This window comes from Ruegeria sp. AE3 (assembly GCF_056542225.1).
Genome location: NZ_JBQFZL010000002.1, coordinates 90,489 through 110,439, shown reverse-complemented (window position 1 = coordinate 110,439; position 19,951 = coordinate 90,489). Strand labels below are relative to the sequence as shown.

At 58.2% G+C, this 19,951-nt stretch carries 23 protein-coding genes; 14 read left to right on the top strand and 9 right to left on the bottom strand.

Annotation, left to right across the window (positions count from 1 at the left end; translation table 11 throughout):
* The first annotated feature begins 22 nt into the window (after positions 1–22).
* The 5 genes from ACR0NZ_RS07320 (at position 23) to ACR0NZ_RS07300 (ending at position 3,566) form a co-directional block, all read left to right on the top strand.
* Positions 23–559, top strand: a complete 537-nt coding sequence (locus ACR0NZ_RS07320; protein WP_480474205.1) for an invasion associated locus B family protein — start codon at positions 23–25, stop codon at positions 557–559.
* Positions 560–724: 165 nt separating this feature from the next.
* Positions 725–892: a hypothetical protein gene (locus ACR0NZ_RS07315; RefSeq protein WP_480517927.1), complete on the top strand. Its 168-nt coding sequence runs from the start codon at positions 725–727 to the stop codon at positions 890–892.
* A gap of 108 nt (positions 893–1,000) precedes the next feature.
* Entirely contained in the window at positions 1,001–1,378 is a 378-nt protein-coding gene (locus tag ACR0NZ_RS07310; RefSeq protein ID WP_480474203.1) for a lysozyme inhibitor LprI family protein, read from the top strand.
* Between the two features lie 93 nt (positions 1,379–1,471).
* Complete coding sequence (gene rlmN / locus ACR0NZ_RS07305; protein ID WP_480517925.1) at positions 1,472–2,659, top strand: dual-specificity RNA methyltransferase RlmN; 1,188 nt, start codon at positions 1,472–1,474, stop codon at positions 2,657–2,659.
* Positions 2,660–2,945: 286 nt separating this feature from the next.
* Entirely contained in the window at positions 2,946–3,566 is a 621-nt protein-coding gene (locus ACR0NZ_RS07300; RefSeq protein ID WP_480517923.1) for a cytochrome P460 family protein, read from the top strand.
* Here the strand turns inward: ACR0NZ_RS07300 and ACR0NZ_RS07295 are convergent.
* The 3 genes from ACR0NZ_RS07295 to ACR0NZ_RS07285 all read right to left on the bottom strand — a co-directional run bounded on the left by ACR0NZ_RS07295 (position 3,563) and on the right by ACR0NZ_RS07285 (position 6,541).
* On the bottom strand, positions 3,563–5,221 hold the full coding sequence (locus ACR0NZ_RS07295; protein WP_480517921.1) for a U32 family peptidase: 1,659 nt from the start codon (positions 5,219–5,221) through the stop codon (positions 3,563–3,565). The genes ACR0NZ_RS07300 and ACR0NZ_RS07295 overlap by 4 nt on opposite strands.
* Before the next feature lie 64 nt (positions 5,222–5,285).
* Positions 5,286–5,624: a hypothetical protein gene (locus ACR0NZ_RS07290; RefSeq protein WP_480474199.1), complete on the bottom strand. Its 339-nt coding sequence runs from the start codon at positions 5,622–5,624 to the stop codon at positions 5,286–5,288.
* Positions 5,621–6,541, bottom strand: coding sequence for a DnaJ C-terminal domain-containing protein (locus ACR0NZ_RS07285; RefSeq protein ID WP_480517919.1), 921 nt, complete (start codon positions 6,539–6,541; stop codon positions 5,621–5,623). The genes ACR0NZ_RS07290 and ACR0NZ_RS07285 overlap by 4 nt, the downstream gene beginning before the upstream one ends.
* A 159-nt stretch (positions 6,542–6,700) precedes the next feature.
* On the opposite strand from ACR0NZ_RS07285, the gene ACR0NZ_RS07280 reads away from it, so the two are divergent.
* A complete protein-coding gene (locus tag ACR0NZ_RS07280) occupies positions 6,701–7,084 on the top strand; it encodes a hypothetical protein (RefSeq protein WP_267363718.1) in 384 nt (127 codons plus the stop codon).
* Here the strand turns inward: ACR0NZ_RS07280 and ACR0NZ_RS07275 are convergent, their stop codons facing one another.
* Positions 7,085–8,185, bottom strand: a complete 1,101-nt coding sequence (locus ACR0NZ_RS07275; RefSeq protein ID WP_480517917.1) for a cystathionine gamma-lyase — start codon at positions 8,183–8,185, stop codon at positions 7,085–7,087.
* A gap of 3 nt (positions 8,186–8,188) precedes the next feature.
* Positions 8,189–9,031: an LOG family protein gene (locus tag ACR0NZ_RS07270; RefSeq protein ID WP_480484157.1), complete on the bottom strand. Its 843-nt coding sequence runs from the start codon at positions 9,029–9,031 to the stop codon at positions 8,189–8,191.
* Between the two features lie 79 nt (positions 9,032–9,110).
* Between ACR0NZ_RS07270 and ACR0NZ_RS07265 the strand changes: the two genes are divergently transcribed.
* The 3 genes from ACR0NZ_RS07265 to dapD all read left to right on the top strand — a co-directional run bounded on the left by ACR0NZ_RS07265 (position 9,111) and on the right by dapD (position 11,603).
* Positions 9,111–10,022, top strand: a complete 912-nt coding sequence (locus ACR0NZ_RS07265) for a threonine/serine dehydratase (protein ID WP_480484156.1) — start codon at positions 9,111–9,113, stop codon at positions 10,020–10,022.
* 44 nt (positions 10,023–10,066) lie between these two features.
* Positions 10,067–10,666 (top strand): GntR family transcriptional regulator, encoded by a 600-nt coding sequence (locus tag ACR0NZ_RS07260; protein ID WP_480517915.1) that lies wholly within the window; start codon positions 10,067–10,069, stop codon positions 10,664–10,666.
* Positions 10,667–10,775: 109 nt separating this feature from the next.
* A complete protein-coding gene (gene dapD / locus ACR0NZ_RS07255; RefSeq protein ID WP_480474194.1) occupies positions 10,776–11,603 on the top strand; it encodes a 2,3,4,5-tetrahydropyridine-2,6-dicarboxylate N-succinyltransferase in 828 nt (275 codons plus the stop codon).
* Between the two features lie 298 nt (positions 11,604–11,901).
* On the opposite strand, the gene ACR0NZ_RS07250 is transcribed toward dapD, so the two are convergent.
* Positions 11,902–12,258 carry a cupin domain-containing protein gene (locus ACR0NZ_RS07250; RefSeq protein WP_480517913.1) on the bottom strand — a complete coding sequence of 119 codons (357 nt, stop codon included), beginning with the start codon at positions 12,256–12,258 and terminating at the stop codon, positions 11,902–11,904.
* Positions 12,259–12,374: 116 nt separating this feature from the next.
* Here ACR0NZ_RS07250 and ACR0NZ_RS07245 point away from each other — a divergent pair, with 116 nt between their 5' ends.
* On the top strand, positions 12,375–12,719 hold the full coding sequence (locus tag ACR0NZ_RS07245) for a hypothetical protein (protein ID WP_480474192.1): 345 nt from the start codon (positions 12,375–12,377) through the stop codon (positions 12,717–12,719).
* On the opposite strand, the gene ACR0NZ_RS07240 is transcribed toward ACR0NZ_RS07245, so the two are convergent.
* A complete protein-coding gene (locus ACR0NZ_RS07240) occupies positions 12,716–13,774 on the bottom strand; it encodes a transporter substrate-binding domain-containing protein (RefSeq protein ID WP_480474191.1) in 1,059 nt (352 codons plus the stop codon). The two genes, ACR0NZ_RS07245 and ACR0NZ_RS07240, sit on opposite strands and share 4 nt — an antisense overlap.
* A gap of 209 nt (positions 13,775–13,983) precedes the next feature.
* On the opposite strand from ACR0NZ_RS07240, the gene dapE reads away from it, so the two are divergent.
* The 3 genes from dapE to rnr are packed head-to-tail and all read left to right on the top strand — an operon-like array spanning position 13,984 to position 18,008.
* A complete protein-coding gene (gene dapE / locus ACR0NZ_RS07235; RefSeq protein WP_480474190.1) occupies positions 13,984–15,123 on the top strand; it encodes a succinyl-diaminopimelate desuccinylase in 1,140 nt (379 codons plus the stop codon).
* A 3-nt stretch (positions 15,124–15,126) separates the two neighbouring features.
* Positions 15,127–15,702, top strand: a complete 576-nt coding sequence (locus ACR0NZ_RS07230; protein WP_480517911.1) for a TIGR04282 family arsenosugar biosynthesis glycosyltransferase — start codon at positions 15,127–15,129, stop codon at positions 15,700–15,702.
* 47 nt (positions 15,703–15,749) lie between these two features.
* Positions 15,750–18,008 (top strand): ribonuclease R, encoded by a 2,259-nt coding sequence (gene rnr / locus ACR0NZ_RS07225; protein WP_480517909.1) that lies wholly within the window; start codon positions 15,750–15,752, stop codon positions 18,006–18,008.
* Here the strand turns inward: rnr and ACR0NZ_RS07220 are convergent.
* Positions 17,999–18,385: a DUF1801 domain-containing protein gene (locus tag ACR0NZ_RS07220; protein WP_480517907.1), complete on the bottom strand. Its 387-nt coding sequence runs from the start codon at positions 18,383–18,385 to the stop codon at positions 17,999–18,001. The two genes, rnr and ACR0NZ_RS07220, sit on opposite strands and share 10 nt — an antisense overlap.
* A complete protein-coding gene (locus ACR0NZ_RS07215; protein ID WP_480517905.1) occupies positions 18,382–19,080 on the bottom strand; it encodes a glutathione S-transferase family protein in 699 nt (232 codons plus the stop codon). Before ACR0NZ_RS07215 ends, ACR0NZ_RS07220 begins: the two co-directional genes overlap by 4 nt.
* An 84-nt stretch (positions 19,081–19,164) precedes the next feature.
* Between ACR0NZ_RS07215 and ACR0NZ_RS07210 the strand changes: the two genes are divergently transcribed.
* Positions 19,165–19,878 carry a helix-turn-helix transcriptional regulator gene (locus ACR0NZ_RS07210; protein WP_480484146.1) on the top strand — a complete coding sequence of 238 codons (714 nt, stop codon included), beginning with the start codon at positions 19,165–19,167 and terminating at the stop codon, positions 19,876–19,878.
* Positions 19,879–19,951: the final 73 nt, after the last annotated feature.

Genomic DNA, 19,951 nt, shown 5'->3' with positions numbered 1-19,951 from the left:
GTCGAGCTAGGAGGCTGGACAAATGGGATCAATGCTCGTTCGTACGATTGCGGGCCTGTGTGTGGCAGGCATCGCCGCGACTTCTGCAATCGCCCAGCAGGCGACAAGCACAAACCGGGTTGCTGCAAAAACGGACTGGAGCGTTTTTGTCGAAGATGATCCCACCGAATGCTGGAGCGTTTCGGCCCCCAAGGAAACGGTGAACACCCGGGGCGGGCGCGTCGTATCCGTGCGGCGCAGCGACATCCTGTTGTTTGTGTTCTATCGCCCCAATGCCGAGGTCAAAGGACAAGTGACCTTTACCGGCGGCTACCCGTTTGCTCCGGGATCGACGGTGAACCTGAATGTCGACGGGTCCGAGTTTGAACTGTTCACCGAAGGTGAGTGGGCCTGGCCCGCGTCAGATGCAGATGACGCCAAGATCGTCACCGCGTTGAAACGCGGAACTGAGGCTGTTCTGACTGCCCGGTCCGAACGCGGCACGCAAACCAAGGACACCTTCTCGCTGCTGGGCTTTACCGCAGCAATCGAAGACGCCGAAAAGCGCTGCACCAAGTAAGTACCCCGGTTTGAGCAAATGGTCCCGTCATTCGGCGGGTCATCTTCTATCATTGCGCTGTGCAGTAACTTTACGCAGGATCAACGCGTTTACTTGATCCGTGTCAAAGTGAGCTTTGACGGTTTCTGAACTAATCAGTTCAAGAGAAACCAAGGAGTTGCCACCATGCTGAACAAATCTCTTGCTGCGCTGATGATGATATCAGCCATGCTGCTGAGCGCCTGTGAAAACAAGGGCCAGACTTATCCCGTAACCGGCGAACAATGCGGACCGAACGATCCTGTCAAGACCCTGGATGCCGAAGATTGCTATGTCCCACCCGCGGGTGTCTGACGCGGAACCGCATTTCCGTTGATTCAGGGGGCCAACCTGCATCTAAACCTTTCTGGCAAAACATGTTACTCTGGCCTGACCCCTGCTGAATAGATGAATGAGGCGGCCATGCGTCTGATCTTGATTGCACTGCTTTTGCCAGCCACTGCAACCGCCGACCCGGCGTTGGAATGTTCCGACGCCGGATCACAAGTCGAAATCGGATCCTGCGTCGGAGAGATGGAAACACGGGTGTCGCGTGCGCTGCAGGTGAGTTTTGATTTGGCGGTACAATCTGCCAAGGAGCTGGATGAGGTCACCGGGCGGATAGTGGCTGAACCTGCCCTCATAGCGGCGCAACAAGCCTGGGAAACCTATCGCGATACGCATTGCACCGCCGTCGGCGCGTCGTTTGGTGGCGGATCGGGTACAGGTATCGCAATCACATCATGCCGGGTGAATTTGGGGCGGGCACGCGTTGAAGAACTGTTGAGTTTTGCAGACTGACTGAAACGATTCCTTTTGATCTTTGCACAGGTTCCTATATAGAGGCGCATCCCAAGCCAGAATCCTTGAAGATACGCCCCAGCAGGTACCACAATGTCGCCCACAGTGCCGATCACGCAAGACGTCATGACTCTCCCTCGTAAATTGCCCGAGGGGAAGGTGAACCTTGTCGGTCTCACCCGCGACCGTTTGCGCGAGGTTCTGATCGAACATGGCACGCCGGAAAAGCAGGCCAAGATGCGCACCGGTCAGATCTGGCAGTGGATCTATCAATGGGGTGTGCGTGATTTTTCCGCGATGACGAATCTCGCCAAAGCGTACCGTGCGCAACTGACCGAAAACTTTGTGGTCGAGATCCCTGAGGTCGTGACCCGACAGGTGTCCGAGGACGGCACCCGCAAATATCTGTGCCGTATCGCGGGTGGGCACGAGGTCGAGGTGGTCTACATCCCCGAGGAAGATCGCGGAACGCTGTGCATATCGTCTCAGGTCGGATGTACACTGACATGTTCGTTTTGTCATACCGGCACCCAGAAACTTGTACGTAATTTAACATCTGCAGAAATTGTCGGGCAGATCATGATGGCGCGCGACGATCTTGACGAATGGCCGACCCCCGGTGCGCCAAAGGATGAAACGCGCCTTCTGTCGAACATCGTTCTGATGGGAATGGGTGAGCCGCTTTACAATTTCGAAAACGTCCGCGACGCGATGAAGATCGCGATGGACCCCGAGGGGATATCCCTGTCGCGCCGCCGCATCACGCTGTCGACCAGCGGAGTGGTGCCCGAAATTGCACGCACCGCCGAGGAAATCGGTTGTCTGCTGGCGATCTCGTTCCATGCAACCACGGATGAAACCCGCGACGTTCTGGTTCCGATCAATAAACGATGGAATATCAATGAGTTGTTGCAGGCGCTGGCCGGCTATCCCAATGCCTCGAACTCCGAGCGGATCACGTTCGAATACGTGATGCTGGACGGTGTGAATGACAGTGACGAGGATGCCCATCGTTTGATCGACCATATCAAGCGCCACAAGATTCCGGCCAAGATCAACCTGATCCCGTTCAACGAATGGCCCGGTGCACCGTACAAGCGCAGCTCGAACAACCGCATCCGCGCTTTTGCCAACATCATCTATCAGGCAGGCTACGCCTCTCCCATTCGCAAGACACGGGGCGAGGATATCATGGCGGCGTGCGGCCAGTTGAAATCGGCAACCGAACGTGCCCGCAAATCGCGCAAACAGATTGAGTCCGAAGCCGGTTTAACCCGGTAGTTTTTCTGTCGGGTTCATCATGGATTGGGTGGTCGCGCTTTGATTGTCCAAAATGACCGCCTGCACGCATGAAGTGTGCCTGTAAACTTAATGTTTCAGATACTGATTCAATATGCATAATTTGCTATATTTTAAAGATTCAATGCCGCAGGATGCAGGTTCAAATCGAAGCACAAGGCGGTGAGATTCTGGGACCTGAGCTGGTAAGAGATCCCAGAGCCGCTAGAATAAGAACTCTGTCGTCACGTGGCGCTCAGGCGAACTGATTTTCAGGTGGGTCGTAATAATGGACTCCTATCTACGAATAATTCTCCAGCACAAAGCCATTGCGTGCGCGATACTTCTGATTTCTTCAGGACTGGCAACGGCAGATGGTCACAACGCCCACATCGCGATCGAAAACCCGGCAGAGCTAAGCAAGGATGAGGCCGCGGCCCACTACCATTCGCTCAGCCGCCGCATGGCACGGGGGTATGCTGCGGCGCAACTGGATCTGGTTCTAAACTACCAAAGCTGGCCGCTTTTCAACGACGCGCCATATATCTCGGCCACACACGGACAGCGTTTCGTCAACACGTATGCCAACCGAATGGCGCACAACTATGGGACATTGCAACAGGGCGAAGAACTGCCCGTGGGATCGGTGCTTGCAAAGGACAGCATGACGGTGACCGATGAAGGTCACATACACCCCGGCGCCATGTTCATAATGGAAAAACTGCCAGAGGGTACCAGCCCGAACACCGCTGACTGGCGTTATATCATGGTGCTGCCAGACGGGTCCTTGTATGGCGATACCATGGGCGCCCGTGCCAGCGAAGTTGCATATTGCCATGTCTGTCACGAACAAGTGGCGGATCGTGACTATACGTTCTTTGTTCCCGAAGAATATCGGGTGGGAAACTAAGCCGGTTCACCCGGCAGCTTGAGTTCTGTCGCCTCACGGCGGCTGAGCTGTTCGCCTTGTTTTCGTTTGGACAGTACCTCGCGGGCCAACGCGTATTTGTTATCCTGCCAGAAGATCAGGCATCCGTTGCAGCCCTTGCCGCAGCATCCTTCCGTGCCGATGCGGTTTGTCTTGAACCGGCGTTCGTTACCGTCTTCGCCAATCTTTTCAACCAGATCATCGCGACGGCGTGCATAAGCTGTTGAATTGTCGCGACCGGAGGTTTCCAATCCCTGCACGAGCTTGTCAAAGCGAATGCGGCTCCAGTGTTCGTCGGTCAGGGCGCGTTCCTTGCGCAGCACTGAATAGACCGGAAAACGGGCGCGCAGATCGTCGATATCCTCGTGATCAAACAGGGTGAAAGGCAACCGGATGATGGTTTTTGTGCTGCCATGAACCACGTCCAACCGTGCGCCATCATGGGCGCGTTCGAAATCATAGACCCGCAGCAGAACCGTGTCGCGTGCGACTGGCGAGACGAAATCCAGCACATCACCCGGTTCCAGCTTGTTCTTCACCTCAACCAGAAAGGCATCCTCGGTCACTTCGGTGACGATCCCGGCATATTCCCATTGCGAGATCGAGGCCGTGTGTTCGTAATCATGTGCATAGTTTGTCAGCCGACCCTCGTGAAAGGCCAGCGTATAGCCGCGATTTCCGACGGTTTCGAGCTCGCGCATGTAAGGCTTGGGGTCCCAGTTTTCGGGATCCGCGAAATAGTCATCGATGGCCATACGATAGGCCCGCGCGACGATCGCGGCGTAGTATTCCGATTTGCCGCGCCCTTCGACCTTGAGGCTGTCGACACCGATTTTCAGGTACTCGTCCAGCTTCGGCATGATGCAGAGGTCGCGTGAGTTTAGGATGTACGAGCCGCGATCATCCTCTTCGACGGGCATCAGGTCACCGGGGCGACAGCCTTCTTCCAGCAGGAATTCGAACAGGTCGGCGTTTTCTTCGGTGATACGCAATTCCTGATGCGTACCATCCTTGAGGCGCAGTTTCAGACCGTAGTTCCAGCGGCAGGAATTGGCGCAGTTGCCCTGGTTGGCCCCGCGTTCGGCCATGAAATTCGACAGCAGGCAGCGGCCCGAATAGGTCATGCACATAGCGCCGTGCACGAAGGCTTCTAACTTGATATCAGGGCATTTCTCACGGATCTCGACCAGTTCGGGATAGGAAACCTCACGCGCCAGAACCACCAGCTCGGCCCCCTGATCCTGCCAGAACTTCACCGACAGCCACGAACAGATATTGGCCTGGGTCGAGATATGCAGCGGCAGTTCGGGCGCGCGCTCGCGGACGTATTGGAATACGCCCGGATCGGCGATGATCAACCCGTCGGGCTGCACCTTGCGCACCGTGTCGATGTATTCGTCCAGTTTCGGGATGTCTTTGTTATGCGAGAACAGGTTCAGTGTCAGGTAGGCGCGCCGGCCATGGTTGTGGCAGAACTCGACCCCTTCAATTACCTCGTCCAGCGAAAACTCAGACTTGGTGCGCAGCGACATATCCGGCGTGCCCAGATACACGGCGTCTGCCCCATAGAGGATGGCGAGTTTAAGTTTGCGCAGATTGCCCGCAGGCATCAGCAACTCGGATCTGGGCTGGGTCATGGAAGCTACCTGACAAAGGATCAAGGCGGCCTTCTACGCCATAATCATTGCGCCCAAAACCCTGTTATCTGCGACGGAACCGCGCTGTGCCGAAAACTTCGATCAGTTGTTGGCGCACCGGCTCGGGTTGCGCCTCGACTGCGTTCAGAACCTCACGCAGTTCGGCGCGCAGCCCATGCATCTGATCAATCAGCGAGATCATCATCGACAGCGCATCGGCCTCCATGTCGTATTGCTCGTGCAACTCGCAAGCCAGTTCCAGCCGGGCAACGTCGATACTGTGATAGACCAGCCCCTGCTCCGATTGTTCAGGGATCACGATCTCGGCCGCAAGATATTCGGTCAGGCGGTCAGAGGTCAGGCGCGAGACGGTTTCGATCAGTTCCTTTTCGGTCAGGGTCATGACGGCATTCCTTTCCGCGGATCGTAGCGGTGCGTTTCGCGCCAGGTCTCCATGAACTGCCTGAGGTCATCATCGATCTTGTCGGGCATCGAGACAGTCAATTCGATCAGTTGGTCGCCGCGCTGGGATGAGCCGCGTTTCTTCACCCCCTTGCCGCGCAGGCGAAGGGTTTTACCGCTGCTGGTGCCCGCCGGAACATTGACGTTTACACCGCCATCGATTGTGGGGGCGGCGACTTTGCCGCCCAGAATGGCCTCATCTATGCTGATCGGCAGCGTAATATGGATGTCGTCGCCCTGACGGTCAAACACCGGATGTTTGGCGACCGTGACGGTCACCAACGCATCCCCCGGAGGGCCTTCGCCATAACCCGGAGCACCCTTGCCGCGCAGACGGATGGTTTGACCCTCGGTTATACCGGCGGGGATCTTGACCTCGATCCGGTTACCGTCTGGTAGGGTCAGTTTCTGGCTGGCGCCAAACACGGCATCCAGAAAGCTGATCTGAAGGGAATAGTTCAGGTTATGCCCTGGCGCATGAAATTCATGTCTTTGCTGGCCGCCAAATCCACCGCGGCCGCGCATGAATTCGGCAAAGATGTCCGACATGTCGTCCGGGTCCGCCTGACGCCCGCGATAGGGGTTTCCAGCGGCCTCGGCATAGTCCCGGTAATAGTGTTGTTGCGGGCGTTCCTGACCCGATGCGTCGATTTCGCCATTGTCGAAGCGGGCGCGGGTTTCAGGATCTTTCAACACGTCATACGCGGCGGCGGCGGCCTTGAATTTAGCCTCGGCCTTGGCATCGCCGGGTTTCAGGTCCGGGTGGCATTCCTTGGCAATACGCCTGTAGGCTTTCTTGATTTCGTCGGCGCTGGCGTCTTTCGGGACGCCAAGGACGGAATAGGGATCGTCGCTCATCTCACACTCGCGGGTCAGGGCAGGTCTGATCTTGATGAATGTGTTCTACCACGTGTTTTCAACGGGTCAAAAGGAAGAGGCGATTGAATTGTCTCGAAAAAACTCAGAAGCCTGCTAATATCTTCATATTTCTGATTGTAGATTGACGGAGGCCATCCCATGTCGCGCAGAATCAAATCCGCTTTGGCCCTGCTGGCCGGCAATGCCATCGGGCTGTTGCTGGCTTCGCTGATACTGTCCGGTTTCGCGATCAAACCGATCTCTTTTATCGTGGTTGTGATCGTTTTCACTGTCGTTCAGGTGATCGCCGAGCCCTTGATACTGAAGCTTGGCGAAAAGAAAGCGCCAGCGTTGAAAGGCGGGATTGCCCTGGTCGTGACATTTGTGGGCCTGCTGGTGACCGACCTCATCGCGTCGGGGCTGACCGTTGGTGGTATCTCGAACCTACTGGCGGCGACGCTGCTTGTCTGGCTGGGGGCGCTGATCGCCAGCGTGGTGCTGCCGATCTACGTTTTCAAGGACCTGCGTGCTGCGAAGAAGTAATCACAGCGCGTTCAGGCTGGCCTCGATCGCCTGCCACAGTTCGTCCACCGGTTCGCATCCAACGGACAGGCGGATGAAGGCCGGGTCGACCATATCACCCCATCGCGCGCGGCGTTCGGCCGAGCTGTGAACACCTCCGAAGGATGTGGCGGGGCGCAAAAGCGGGCAGGTGTTGATGAAGGCTTCGGCCTTGTCTTCGCTCTCCAAAGTCAAGGATAGCAGAAATCCGAACCGTGCCGTTTGTGCCTGCGCCAGTGCGTGCGATGGATCATTGGCCAGCCCGGGATAGCGGACCTGTTTGACCGCTGGGTGAACTGCCAACCGTTCTGCTATTACCTGAGCCGAATTGCACATCCGGTCGAACCGGACATCCAGCGTTTCCAACCCGCGATGCAGCAACCATGCCTCATGCGGTCCGGGGATCGAGCCGGAGACCTTCCGCCATTCCTCGACCCGTTCCATGATGTCACTGTTGCGGCTGGCCACATGGCCCATCAGCATGTCGGAATGCCCGCCCATCGCTTTGGTGTCGGACGACACGACCACGTCGATGTCCAAATCCAACGGACGCTGACCCAACGGCGTCATCGTCGTATTGTCGGCAATCGTCACCCCGCCAGCAGACCGCACCTGTTCGGCTGTGGCTTTCAGGTCAATCATGTCCAGACCGGGGTTCGAAGGGCTTTCGACGAACACAACGTCAAACCCGTCAAAACCACCTGCGGCAAACGCAGTGGTCGGGCGCTCTTCAACTGTCACGCCAAGACGCGAAAGGAACCGGTCGGCCAGCAGACGGGTGACATAGTACCCGTCCGAAGGAATCAGAAGGCGCGACCCGGCTTGCACCGTTGCAAAAAGAGCCGCAGAAATTGCGGCCATCCCTGAAGGAAAACTGAGGCAAGGCGCGTCTTCCAGATGGGACAAAACATGCTCAAGATGTACCCAGGTGGGGTTATCGACACGGCCATAGGTCGGGTGACCGTCCGGCATGCCCGGCAGATGGAACATGCTGCTTTGCGTCAGTGGAAGGGCGACGGGTTCGCCTTTTGACAACGCGTTGCCACGTAGGTGGAGCATTTCGCCTGTCTTTGGGGTTTTCATCGCTCAGCGCCCCGGAATTTCGTCGCGGGGCGGGGCGGGTTCCCAGTTCTCGATGATCTCGGCCGCCTCCTGCGCGGTATCGACAAAGCGGAACAGGTCCAAATCCTCCTCCGAGATCGTACCGGCATCCGCCAGTGCGTCCCAGTTGATAACCTTCTCCCAGAACGCGCGGCCAAACAGCAGGAATGGCACGCGATCCATTCTGCCGGTCTGGATCAGGGTCAGGGATTCGAACAGTTCATCCAGCGTCCCAAACCCACCGGGAAAGATGGTGATGGCGCGGGCGCGCATCAGGAAGTGCATTTTGCGGATCGCAAAATAGTGGAAATTAAAGCTGAGCTCTGGCGTCACGAAACTGTTTGGCGCCTGTTCGTGCGGAAGCACGATGTTCAGCCCGATCGAGCACCCGCCCGCTTCGTGTGCACCGCGATTGCCAGCTTCCATCACACCGGGGCCGCCGCCAGTTACGATCACATTCTCGCGGCAGCCGGTTTCTTTTGATTTTACGGTCATCAGCCGGGCAAACTCGCGCGCCTCATCATAATATTTCGACAGGCTGGCCAGAGTCTCTGTCCGCGCGGTGTGCTTTTGCGAGGGTTCGGGAATGCGGGCGCCGCCGAACATTACGATGGTCGACGCGATCTCACGCTCGGTCATGATCATTTCGGGTTTCAGCAACTCAAGCTGCAAGCGTACAGGGCGCAGCTCGTCCCGGCACAGAAACTCGTCATCCGCGAAAGCCAGACGGTAGGCCGGAGAGCGTGTTTGCGGTGTGTCCGGAACCTCTTTCGCGGTCGAGCGGTCGGTCTGCGCATCGCGAAACGGACTGTGACGGTCTTCTCTCATCGGTGATTGATCCCTGCTTGCGTGTTTGACAAACAGCTATAGGGTTCGCGGGCAGAGTGCCAGTCACGGAAAGACGAGAATGAATTGGAAAAGTGAAATATCGGCGGCACGGGACCGCATCGCGGGATATGCGCAAGTGACCCCGGTTATGGAAAGCAACATTCCCGGCTATCCGGTTGAGCTGAAACTCGAGCACATGCAGCATACTGGCAGTTTCAAGGCGCGGGGTGCGTTCAATACGCTGCTCAGCTCGGATGTGCCGCCCGCAGGCTTGGTCGCCGCATCCGGTGGCAATCATGGTGCGGCGGCGGCTTATGCAGCGCAGACGCTGGGTTATCCTGCAAAGATATTTGTGCCGGAACTGGCAGGCCCGTCCAAGATCGCACTGATCCGGCAAACCGGCGCCGACCTGAGCGTTGTTTCCGGTGAATACGCGAACGCGCTGACCGCAGCGCAGGAGCATGAGGCAACAAGGGGGGCAATGCAGATCCATGCTTACGACGCCCCGGCCACGGTGGCTGGGCAAGGAACCTGTTTTGCGGAATGGGACGCCCAGGGCTTGCAGGCGGATACGGTACTGGTCGCTGTTGGTGGCGGCGGGCTGATCGCCGGGGCGCTGGCCTGGTTCGGTGGCGCGCGCAAGGTTGTGGCGGTCGAGCCGGAAACGTCCAGCGCGTTGAATGCAGCGTTGCGCGCTGGTGAGCCGGTTGATGTTTCCGTGTCGGGCATCGCCGCAAACGCGCTGGGCGCGCGGCGGATCGGCGAAATTTGTTTTGAATTGGCACAGGGTATGAGTTCGGTTCTGGTGTCAGACGATGCCATCGCGGCGGCACAGCAAGCGCTTTGGCGCGCGCATCGCATTCTGGTAGAGCCTGCGGGCGCGACCGCATTGGCCGCCTTGACCTCGGGTGCGTATCGACCTGAACCGGGTGAGCGCGTGGCCGTTCTGGTTTGTGGTGCAAATATCGCGCCGGACCCGTTCGCTGAGTGAATTATCGGGTTGTGGATGTGGATGGTGGATTTTATCTATAATCCATGACTGCAATGATCTCCGACACGATTTACCAAAGCCTCAGCCAGCGGATCATCACCGGAGAGCTGGCGGCCGGTGAAAAGCTGCGGCAGGACCATATTGCCCGAACCTTCGATACCAGCCATGTTCCGGTGCGCGAAGCCTTGTTGCGGCTTGAGGCGCATGGGTTGGCCCGGCATGAACCGCGCAAGGGAATGCGTGTTACAGCGTTAGACCCGGCAGAGGTTCGGGAGGTGATCGAAATGCGTGTGGCCTTAGAAACGCTGGCGTTGCAGCAATCGATACAAAACATGTCTCCGGTCGCGTTGGAAAAGATCGAGAACGCACGCATCGCCTGTGACGAGGCGCAGTCGATGCCGCAATGGGAGGCCCTCAACAGAACGTTCCATCGAGCCATCCTGACACCTTGCGGGCTGCCTCGGCTTTTGCACGCAATTGACGATCTGCATATCGCAAGCGCACGCCATCTGTTCGCGCAATGGCGGTTGAAATGGGTGCAGCGGGCTGACACGGATCATGCGGCCATTGCGCGAGCGTTGAAGCGCAAGGAAATGGCCACAGCAACGGCGATCCTGACCCGCCATATCCGGCGCGCAAGCTGATGACCCTGAGCCTCAGACGCAATTGGGCCCGTCTACGTCGCATTGCGCCATGGGTCGGGCTTGCGTATAGGCCAAATCAACGTGAACAGATTCTGTAGGGAGACACCCCATGTCCAACGCGCAACTGGAAGCCGCCATCGAAACCGCCTGGGAGGCACGCGAGACCATCACGCCCGCCACCACAGGCGAGCAGCGCGAGGCGATCGAGGATACGCTGAATGCGCTGGACAGTGGCTCGTTGCGCGTGGCGGAAAAGCTGGAATCCGGTGACTGGCACGTAAACCAATGGGCCAAAAAGGCGGTTCTGCTGGGCTTCCGTATCAAGGACATGGAAATCCAGCCGGGCGGTCCGCAGGACGGCGGCTGGTGGGACAAGGTGGACAGCAAGTTCGCCGGTTGGGGTGAAAACCAGTGGCGGTCTGCCGGGTTCCGCGCGGTTCCAAACTGCGTTGTCCGCAAATCCGCTTACATCGCACCGGGCGTGGTGCTTATGCCGTCTTTCGTGAACCTTGGGGCCTATGTTGACGAAGGCACGATGGTTGATACCTGGGCCACCGTCGGATCCTGCGCACAGATCGGCAAGAATGTGCACCTGTCGGGCGGCGTTGGTATTGGCGGAGTGCTTGAGCCGATGCAGGCTGGCCCGACCATCATTGAAGACAATTGCTTTATCGGCGCGCGCTCGGAAGTGGTGGAGGGATGTATCGTCCGCGAAGGCTCGGTTCTGGGGATGGGCGTGTTCATTGGTAAGTCCACCAAGATCGTGGATCGCGAAACCGGAGAAGTCATGTATGGCGAGGTTCCGCCCTATTCGGTTGTGGTCGCGGGTTCCATGCCGTCGAAGAACAACGTCAGCCTCTATTGCGCTGTGATCGTGAAGCGGGTTGACGAAAAGACCCGCTCGAAAACGGGCATCAACGAATTGCTGCGGGACTGATCGTTCTGATTAACGCGCAAGGCCGGGGCATAACTGCTCCGGCCTATTTGTTTTTTGGGTCAAGCCGACTGAACTAGATACGAAGTTCGTGGCCGCGATCAGCTTTGAAGTGCTGCTTAGCGGTTCTCACCCTGCATGGCTTCGACTTCAGTGCTTCCTGTGTTTACTTCAGCACTTTCGGTTTCGCTGCCGCCTTCGGATTCACCGTTGCCTTCGGTTTCACCATCGCCGCCGGATTCAACTCAACAGCTTTTCGGGCCGGAGGTCTTCAATCAATGAGGGAGGCCGAGACTCGCGTTCACGGAGTCTCTCGCCCAGCTAATCCCTTGATCGGATACCGGTCCGGTTCCTCGAAAACATCGATAACCCGTGTGCCAGCCTTGATTTTGCCGCCATGTTCCACGCCTGACGGGATCGAATAACTGTCGCCAGAGCGGTAGGTTAGGGTCTGCCCGTCGATGGTCAATTCAACCTCACCCTCAACCACTGTGCCCCATTGGGCTTTGTGAGAATGTAAGGGCAATTCGAAATCATGAAGAAAAGTAAAGAACGCCACCAACCCTGCATCCGACCGGATCACGGCCGTTTGCACCACGTCGCCAGGGAACGGTACGTCGAGGCTGGGAAATCTCGTTATGAAATCTGGGTAGGGCATGAAGGCGTCCTTTGGTATCCGGGATCGGTGTATTCTGGGTACTATGGGCGCAAGGCGGGGCTCCTGCAATTGTTGGCTGCTTGACCGCGAACCGGCGCGGGGCTATGGCCCGGTGCATGGAGAAGCAAAAGAAACCCTCACGTCAGCAAGTCTATACCCTTCTGGTCCAGATTGGCCGCAAGGAGGGCGACGGCCTGCCTGATGGGGCGACCGGCGCGGCACTGATGTGTTATGCCAGCGGCGTGGATGAGGCCGAGGCCGTGCGTGAGACGGTTGCGATCCTGAAGCAGGCAGACACCGCACCGCTGGATGTTACCGGATATGGCACATTGGCCGAGCGTGAAGCGCAAGGCCACGATATCGAGCCGGACGAACGTGCGCTGATGCAAAGAGCATTGGATGAAAACGCAGTGATCGTCGCGCAGATGACACCGTTTTTCGAAGACGAAGCACAAGCTTAGTTTCGCGACCCGAACCACTTGCGATAGATTTCGTCATAGGTTCCGTCTTCGCGCAGGCCGAGCAATGCCTGGTTAACATCCTCGACCAGCGGTGATCCGGTCGGAAATGCGATGCCGTAATTCTCGCGCAGGAAGACGCCACCTGTCATCGATGCAATCCGCCGCCCTTCATGAGCTGCGAAGTAGGACAGGATCGGCGCGTCGAACACGACGGCATTCAGTTCTTCGGCTTTGAAGGCGTCCAGCATCTCGTTCAGTCCGGGGTAGCCGGTGAATTCGATCTCGCGCCGGTTCAGAAAGCTCGCCGCTGTAGACCCCGAGATTGTCCCGACATTCTTGCCGTAAAGGTCGTTCACCGAATTCACGCTGCCGGTAATCGCGTCCACCGTCATGACCGAGGTGATGCGGGCGGTAAACACCGACACGATGAACAAGGATGACACCACCAGGGTAACCCCCAGCATACGACCGAACGGTGTTCGCGGCATTCGTTCTTCGAACCCGCCATTCACAACCAAATTGAGTGCCCACCAGAACGATGGGAACCACGCCTCGTTAAGGTTGCGGTCGAAATAGGGTTGGGCACGGCGTTCAAAGCTCCACATCAGCATGCCGCCACCGAGGAGAATGGCAAAGGCAAGCCCGATAGCGATGAAAAGTTCTTTCGATAGCAGAGCTTGCAAAATCGAAGGTTTTCGTACCGCGTCCGAGGGCACCATGATCTGAAGACCCGCTTCAAAGATCGGCTGAGAAAAGTCCATTTGCGTTTCGCGCAGGGCGGTGATCGAGATATTGGCGATGGCAAGGTCTGCAGATCCGCTCTGCACGGCACCCAACATGTCAGAAAACGCGTCGACGCGGTTGACCGTGTAGTCCCAGTTCAGAGCCTCGGCCAGGGCCGCCAGCAAATCCATAGAAAAACCGGTTTCATGGCCGCCCTCGACATAGGAAAACGGCGGGCGGGTCACTGTTGTGACCGAAAGGGACTGTGCCAGGCTCTGCTGTGCGATGACGGCGAAAGTCAGGCAGATCAGTGCGAAGAGGGCGCGCTTCATATTCAATTCACCTGTTTCGCGGCCCTGTAACGCGAATTTGTGGCGGGCGGCAAGGTGGTCGCAGGGTAAAGTTCCATGTTTTATTGGGGTGCCGCTTTGACATCTACATATTCGGATGACCGTTTTTTTACGGATTGGGGTTGGAAAACCGGCCAAATCGTTGAATCTGTGCGCGAACCCGCGTCAGACACAGTTTCAGAGGTCCCCGCATGACTGATCCCGTCCAATTGACAGCCGAACTGATCCGTTGCCCTTCGGTCACACCTTCAGAGGGCGGAGCACTTGTTTTGCTTGAGACAGTGCTGTCGGAGGCAGGTTTCGAATGCACGCGCGTCGATCGCGGCGGCATCAGTAACCTGTTCGCGCGTTGGGGGCAGAAAGGTCATGCGCGTAGTTTCGGATTTAACGGTCACACAGACGTCGTCCCTGTCGGCGACGAAGCTGCCTGGACTGCGCCGCCCTTCGGGGCCGAAGTGCGGGATGGTGTGATGTATGGGCGCGGTACTACCGATATGAAATCCGGTGTTGCGGCTTTTGCGGCTGCCGCAATGGATTTCGTGCGTGACACCCCGCCGGATGGGGCAATTGTTCTGGCGATTACTGGTGATGAGGAAGGCGATGCGTTGGACGGCACCACTGCGCTTCTCGATTACATGGAAGGCGCGGGTGAGCGTATGTCGGTCTGTCTGGTGGGTGAGCCAACATGCCCGAACAAAATGGGTGAGATGATCAAGATCGGTCGCCGGGGCTCAATGACTGCGTGGTTTAAGATTACAGGTGTGCAGGGACATTCGGCTTATCCCCATCGGGCCAAAAACCCTCTGCCCGCCATGGCGCGGCTGATGGATCGGCTTGCCAGCCATGAACTGGATCAGGGCACGGACCATTTCGACGCCTCAACACTGGCTGTTGTCACCATCGACACCGGAAACGCCGCAACCAACGTGATCCCGTCGCAATGCAGCGGCGCGGTCAATATCCGCTTTAACGATCTGCATTCCGGGGCCAGCCTGAGTGACTGGTTGCAATCAGAGGCGGATCAGGTGGCAGCCCAATACGGTGTCGACATCGGTGTCACGATCAGCATATCGGGTGAAAGTTTTCTGACCCCACCAGGGCCTTTGTCGGATCTGGTGGCCAAAGCGGTCGAAGCCGAAACCGGCGTTACGCCTGAACTGTCGACAACCGGCGGCACCTCGGATGCGCGCTTTGTCAAAAACCATTGTCCGGTGGTGGAGTTCGGCTTGGTCGGACGCACGATGCATCAGGTGGACGAGTGCGTTGAGGTTGTGCAGATCGAGCAACTCAAATCGATCTATACCCGTATCCTGACGGATTATTTCGCCTGATCCATGCAGCGCACATTGGTGATCATGGTCAAGGAACCTCGACCGGGCCGTGTCAAGACGCGGCTGGGGCGTGATATCGGCATGGTTGGTGCCGCGTGGTGGTTTCGGCACCAGACCCGCGCTTTGATCCGAAAGCTGCGTGACCCTCGCTGGCAGATCGTGCTGGCCGTGTCGCCCGATGCAGAAGGTCTTGCAAGCCGTATCTGGCCCGTTGATCTGCCGCGCGCGCCGCAGGGGTCCGGCGATCTGGGGGACCGGATGAGACGGATGTTGCGCGGAATGCCCAAGGGGCCGGTTTGCCTGATCGGAGCGGATATTCCGGGTATTTCGCGTGCACATATTGCCCGCGCTTTTGGAGCGCTTAGGCGAACCCAGATGGTGTTCGGCCCCGCGCCGGATGGCGGCTATTGGCTGGTCGGTGCGCAGCGCTATGGCGCGCTGCCCGCAGGTCTGTTCCACGATGTGCGCTGGTCCACAGAACATGCATTGGCCGACACACTTGCCTCAATCCCAAACTGCCGTGTGACCCTGCTGGACCAGCTGCGCGATGTGGATACGGTCGCTGATCTGAAACCCTGAGGTTTTTTGGTCATGACGCGGTCGCAAACGCGTGCTACGCCGGAAGCATGACTCGCATCCCTACCAAGCAGGAGGTCCTTGACTGGATCTCGGCGAACCCCACCCTGACCTCGAAGCGCGATATCGCCAAAGCCTTTGGCATCAAGGGCGCGGATCGTATTGACCTCAAGCGCATCCTCAAAGAGCTTGAGGCCGAAGGGCATCTTGAAAAACGCAAACGCAGCTATCGCGATCCGGACCGTCTTCCACCTGTCAGTGTCTTGCAGGTGAAAGAGCCGAATGCCGATGGTGATCTGTTCGCCCGACCACTGGAATGGCATGGCGAAGGGGTCGAGCCCATCGTTCTGATAATCGCGCGGGCCAGCGACCCGGCCTTGGGCGAGGGTGACCGTATTCTGGCCCGCCTGACCGTCGTGCACGAGGAAGATCACAATTACGAAGCGCGTCTGATCCGCCGGATCGGAACCAACCCGCGCAAGATCGTGGGCATATTCCGTAAAGGGGCCGAAGGGGGCAGAATCGTCCCTATCGACAAGGCAGGCCAGACCGAATGGCTGGTTGCCGATGGCGCGGTGCATGGTGCCAAAGACGGCGAATTGGTCGAGGCCGAACAGGCCGGGCCGAAAAACCGCATGGGCCTGCCGCGCGCGCGCATCGTTGAACGGCTGGGTGATCCGACCGCGCCCAAGGCTGTTTCGCTGATCGCGATCCATCAGCACGGTATCCCGGATGACTTTCCCGACAAGGTCATAGCCGAAGCAGACAATGCCAAACCCGTTGGCCTGAAGGGCCGCGAGGACCTGCGGGACATGCCGCTGCTGACCATCGACCCCTCGGATGCGCGTGATCGTGATGATGCCTGCTACGCGCACGCGGATGAAGACCCCAAGAACCCTGGTGGACATGTGATCTGGGTCGCTATCGCCGATGTTGCTGCTTATGTGCTGCCCGGCTCGGCCCTGGACCGCGAGGCGCGCAAGCGGGGCAATTCAAGTTATTTCCCTGACCGAGTGGTCCCGATGCTGCCTGATCGGCTGTCGGGTGATCTGTGTTCCCTGCATGAAGGCGTCCCGCGTGCCTGTATCGCTGTGCGGATGCAGATTGACGCGGACGGTAACAAGATTGGTCATCGTTTCGTGCGGGGGTTGATGCGTTCGGTCGCGTCGCTGAACTATGCCGAAGTGCAGGAGGCCATCGACGGCAACCCGAACGACCGCACCGGGCCATTGGTGGAGACGGTCTTGAAATCGCTTTATGCCGCCTATACCGCGCTGAAGAAAGCGCGGGCTGTGCGACAGCCGCTGGAACTGGACCTGCCCGAGCGTAAGATCGTGCTCAGCGAAACGGGTCATGTTGAAAGCGTGGCGTTCCGTGACCGGTTGGATGCGCATCGGTTGATCGAAGAGTTCATGATCCTCGCCAATGTCTCGGCTGCGGAGACACTGATCGCCAAGCGCCGTCCGCTGCTGTTCCGCGTGCACGAGGAACCCGCGCCCGAGAAACTGGAAAGCCTGCGGGAAACGGCGCAGGCTGCCGGATTGAACCTCGCCAAGGGGCAGGTGCTGCAAACCCGCCACCTGAATGCGCTGCTGAACGCCGCCGCCGGGACCGAGGATGCGGAACTGATCAACCTGACCACCCTGCGGTCAATGGCACAGGCATATTACAACCCTGAGAACTTCGGCCATTTCGGGCTGGCGCTGCGGAACTACGCGCATTTCACCTCTCCTATCCGGCGCTATGCCGATCTGGTCGTGCATCGGGCGCTGATCTCGGCCCACGATTGGGGCACAGACGGTTTGACAGAAGACGAGATTACCCGGCTCGAAGAAACGGCCACTCATATCTCGGACACCGAGCGCCGCTCGATGATGGCTGAACGGGACACGACTGACCGCTATCTGGCCGCGTATCTGAGCGAACGGGTTGGCAATGAATTCACGGGCCGGATCAGCGGCATTGCCCGGTTTGGTGCTTTTGTCAAAATGGACGAAACCGGTGCGGATGGCTTGGTTCCGGTGCGATCACTTGGGCGCGAGTTTTTCCATTTCGACCGCGAGGCCGGGACACTTATGGGGGCGGACACGGGGCTGACTATCGCCATTGGTCAACGTGTCACCGTTCGACTGACCGAAGCGACACCAGTGACCGGCGGGTTGGAGCTGGAGCTGCTGTCCATTGACGACCAGGCCCTACCGCGCGGACAGAGGCCAAAAGGGCGATCATCCCGGCGCAAAGCGATCAGCACCAAGCGCAAGAAAGACAAGATCAAGCGCAAGGTCGAACGCAAACGCCGTCAGAGGTGATAGGTCAACGCCCGGGCAATCAGCCATCCGTGGCGTGTTGGATCGATTTGTGTAGTGTCATCAAACAGAACGGCACGGTTCCCATCTATCTGGTCCTCGCCCGGAAAGGCGGATGTGAAATCGCTTATCAACCGGGTTCGGCAGTGCACAAACAAGGCGAAACTTGCCGACTTGTGCGCGCCCAGCCGGATCGTTGACCCTTTGGGCGCAAGATAGGCGGGCTGACCCCACCGCAGCTCCTCTTGCACCGTGGGGGCGGCAGGCAGAGAGGCTGCCGTGTCAAACACAAGCGCCCGCAGGGCCAGAGCCCCCGCACGGGTTTGCGGGGGCAGGGCTTCAAAGGCCGAAGCGACCAAAGGGTTTTCAAAGGGTTTCATGCAATTGGTATCGCCTGTTCCAACCGATCCACGTAGCTGTTTAGCAGGTTATCCTGTTTGATCCGGCGGGTCAGGGGGGTGTCCGCAGGTGTGGCGCGCATCGCGGCAAGCATTGGACCAACGCTCATGTCAGCCGATGTCGGCCGGTCCCCAAGCAGGAAAGAGGATTGCCACAGATAGGCCGAGATCGCCTCGAGGTCACGTTCGATCCGGTCCAGCCGTTCGGACAGCGAAAACCGCCCGATTCCCTGTGACGTGATCCCCCTCAGAACGGATTTCCGGATCGCATTGGATGCAGGTTTTCGGATCAACGCCGGAATTCCGGTAAAGAACGTATCACGCAAGATCGGCCAGACTTGGTCATTGCCCCAGCGATCCAGAACGATGTGAAAATACAGATGCTCTTCGGCCATGCGCACCAGGGCGCGGGACTGCGCCTTTTCGACATCCGTCAACCCTTTGTCGAAATCCGCGCCCTGCTGTTCCAACCAATCGCGGATCAGGTCGCTGTCCGGGACCAGGCGTTCCGGCGTCCGCAAAACGGGCAGCTTCTGGTGGGGCATCTTGCGGGGGTCAAGCATGTCCGAGCGCTGCCAGGTCTGGCCGGACTGCTGAAGCATCAATGCTGTCTTGACACAGAAGGGGCTGGCACTGAACAGGCCGAACGCAGAGGGGAAGGTGAGAAGGGTCAGCATTATAAGGCTCCGTGTTATGGGGTGCTGACTGAGTATCGGGACCTAATGACAGTTTCTGTCATTAGGGATAAGCTATAATACATCATGTCCCGCACCGCCCGTTTGTTCCAACTGATGCAAGCCCTGCGTTCTGGCCCTTCGCCCAGAACATCCGAACAGTTGGCTCAGGATTTGGGTGTTTCGGCCCGAACAATTCATCGGGATATTGATGCATTGCGCGGACTGGGTGCCGTGATCGATGGCGAAGCGGGGTTTGGCTTTACGCTGATCGAGGACGCAACCCTGCCCCCATTGGGGTTCACTGATGATGAGCTTGAAGCGTTGGTTCTGGGCCTGCGCGAAGTTCAGGTGATTGGCGATCCGGCTTTGTCGGGCGCAGCGGGCACGGCCCTGCGGAAACTTCAGGGACGCTTGCCGCAACGCCAGTCCCACCGGCTCAGCCATGCGGTTCTGGCTGCTACGCGGTTCAACCGCCCGCCTGAACCCACGATTGACGTGGCCACTCTGCGGCAGGCGACGTGGGATGAGCGCGCGGTTGAGTTTTTCTATACGGACGCGAAAGGCGATGCTACGCACAGGCGCGTCAACCCGTTGAGCATCGTCTATCTGGATCACTCGAACGTGTTGTTGGGCTGGTGCCACCTGCGACAGGATTTTCGCGTTTTCCGGTTGGATCGCTTGCAGGACATGTCAGTGACGGAACAAAGTTTCAGGCCGAACCGCGTGCCCCTGCTGCGCGAAGCATTGGAACGCATTCGGGCAGAGCGTGCCGCGCAGGAGCGTGAGGCGAACGTCTGAGCTCTTTGTGAATTTCCGATTTTGCGCTACCCTGTGGCCGAGCAGTAATCAGGAAAAAAACGGAATGCGAAAA

Excerpts from the sequence above, each read along its gene's own strand:
- ACR0NZ_RS07230 (WP_480517911.1), top strand. The coding sequence starts at position 15,127 with ATGCAGCGCACATTGGTGATCATGGTCAAGGAACCTCGACCGGGCCGT.
- ACR0NZ_RS07310 (WP_480474203.1), top strand. The coding sequence starts at position 1,001 with ATGCGTCTGATCTTGATTGCACTGCTTTTGCCAGCCACTGCAACCGCC.
- ACR0NZ_RS07300 (WP_480517923.1), top strand. The coding sequence starts at position 2,946 with ATGGACTCCTATCTACGAATAATTCTCCAGCACAAAGCCATTGCGTGC.
- ACR0NZ_RS07290 (WP_480474199.1), bottom strand. The coding sequence starts at position 5,624 with ATGACCCTGACCGAAAAGGAACTGATCGAAACCGTCTCGCGCCTGACC.
- ACR0NZ_RS07285 (WP_480517919.1), bottom strand. The coding sequence starts at position 6,541 with ATGAGCGACGATCCCTATTCCGTCCTTGGCGTCCCGAAAGACGCCAGC.
- rnr (WP_480517909.1), top strand. The coding sequence starts at position 15,750 with ATGACTCGCATCCCTACCAAGCAGGAGGTCCTTGACTGGATCTCGGCG.
- ACR0NZ_RS07245 (WP_480474192.1), top strand. The coding sequence starts at position 12,375 with ATGGAGAAGCAAAAGAAACCCTCACGTCAGCAAGTCTATACCCTTCTG.
- ACR0NZ_RS07210 (WP_480484146.1), top strand. The coding sequence starts at position 19,165 with ATGTCCCGCACCGCCCGTTTGTTCCAACTGATGCAAGCCCTGCGTTCT.
- ACR0NZ_RS07215 (WP_480517905.1), bottom strand. The coding sequence starts at position 19,080 with ATGCTGACCCTTCTCACCTTCCCCTCTGCGTTCGGCCTGTTCAGTGCC.
- ACR0NZ_RS07265 (WP_480484156.1), top strand. The coding sequence starts at position 9,111 with ATGAATTGGAAAAGTGAAATATCGGCGGCACGGGACCGCATCGCGGGA.
- ACR0NZ_RS07260 (WP_480517915.1), top strand. The coding sequence starts at position 10,067 with ATGACTGCAATGATCTCCGACACGATTTACCAAAGCCTCAGCCAGCGG.
- ACR0NZ_RS07240 (WP_480474191.1), bottom strand. The coding sequence starts at position 13,774 with ATGAAGCGCGCCCTCTTCGCACTGATCTGCCTGACTTTCGCCGTCATC.
- ACR0NZ_RS07295 (WP_480517921.1), bottom strand. The coding sequence starts at position 5,221 with ATGACCCAGCCCAGATCCGAGTTGCTGATGCCTGCGGGCAATCTGCGC.
- dapE (WP_480474190.1), top strand. The coding sequence starts at position 13,984 with ATGACTGATCCCGTCCAATTGACAGCCGAACTGATCCGTTGCCCTTCG.
- ACR0NZ_RS07280 (WP_267363718.1), top strand. The coding sequence starts at position 6,701 with ATGTCGCGCAGAATCAAATCCGCTTTGGCCCTGCTGGCCGGCAATGCC.
- ACR0NZ_RS07315 (WP_480517927.1), top strand. The coding sequence starts at position 725 with ATGCTGAACAAATCTCTTGCTGCGCTGATGATGATATCAGCCATGCTG.
- dapD (WP_480474194.1), top strand. The coding sequence starts at position 10,776 with ATGTCCAACGCGCAACTGGAAGCCGCCATCGAAACCGCCTGGGAGGCA.
- ACR0NZ_RS07250 (WP_480517913.1), bottom strand. The coding sequence starts at position 12,258 with ATGCCCTACCCAGATTTCATAACGAGATTTCCCAGCCTCGACGTACCG.
- rlmN (WP_480517925.1), top strand. The coding sequence starts at position 1,472 with ATGTCGCCCACAGTGCCGATCACGCAAGACGTCATGACTCTCCCTCGT.
- ACR0NZ_RS07220 (WP_480517907.1), bottom strand. The coding sequence starts at position 18,385 with ATGAAACCCTTTGAAAACCCTTTGGTCGCTTCGGCCTTTGAAGCCCTG.
- ACR0NZ_RS07320 (WP_480474205.1), top strand. The coding sequence starts at position 23 with ATGGGATCAATGCTCGTTCGTACGATTGCGGGCCTGTGTGTGGCAGGC.
- ACR0NZ_RS07270 (WP_480484157.1), bottom strand. The coding sequence starts at position 9,031 with ATGAGAGAAGACCGTCACAGTCCGTTTCGCGATGCGCAGACCGACCGC.
- ACR0NZ_RS07275 (WP_480517917.1), bottom strand. The coding sequence starts at position 8,185 with ATGAAAACCCCAAAGACAGGCGAAATGCTCCACCTACGTGGCAACGCG.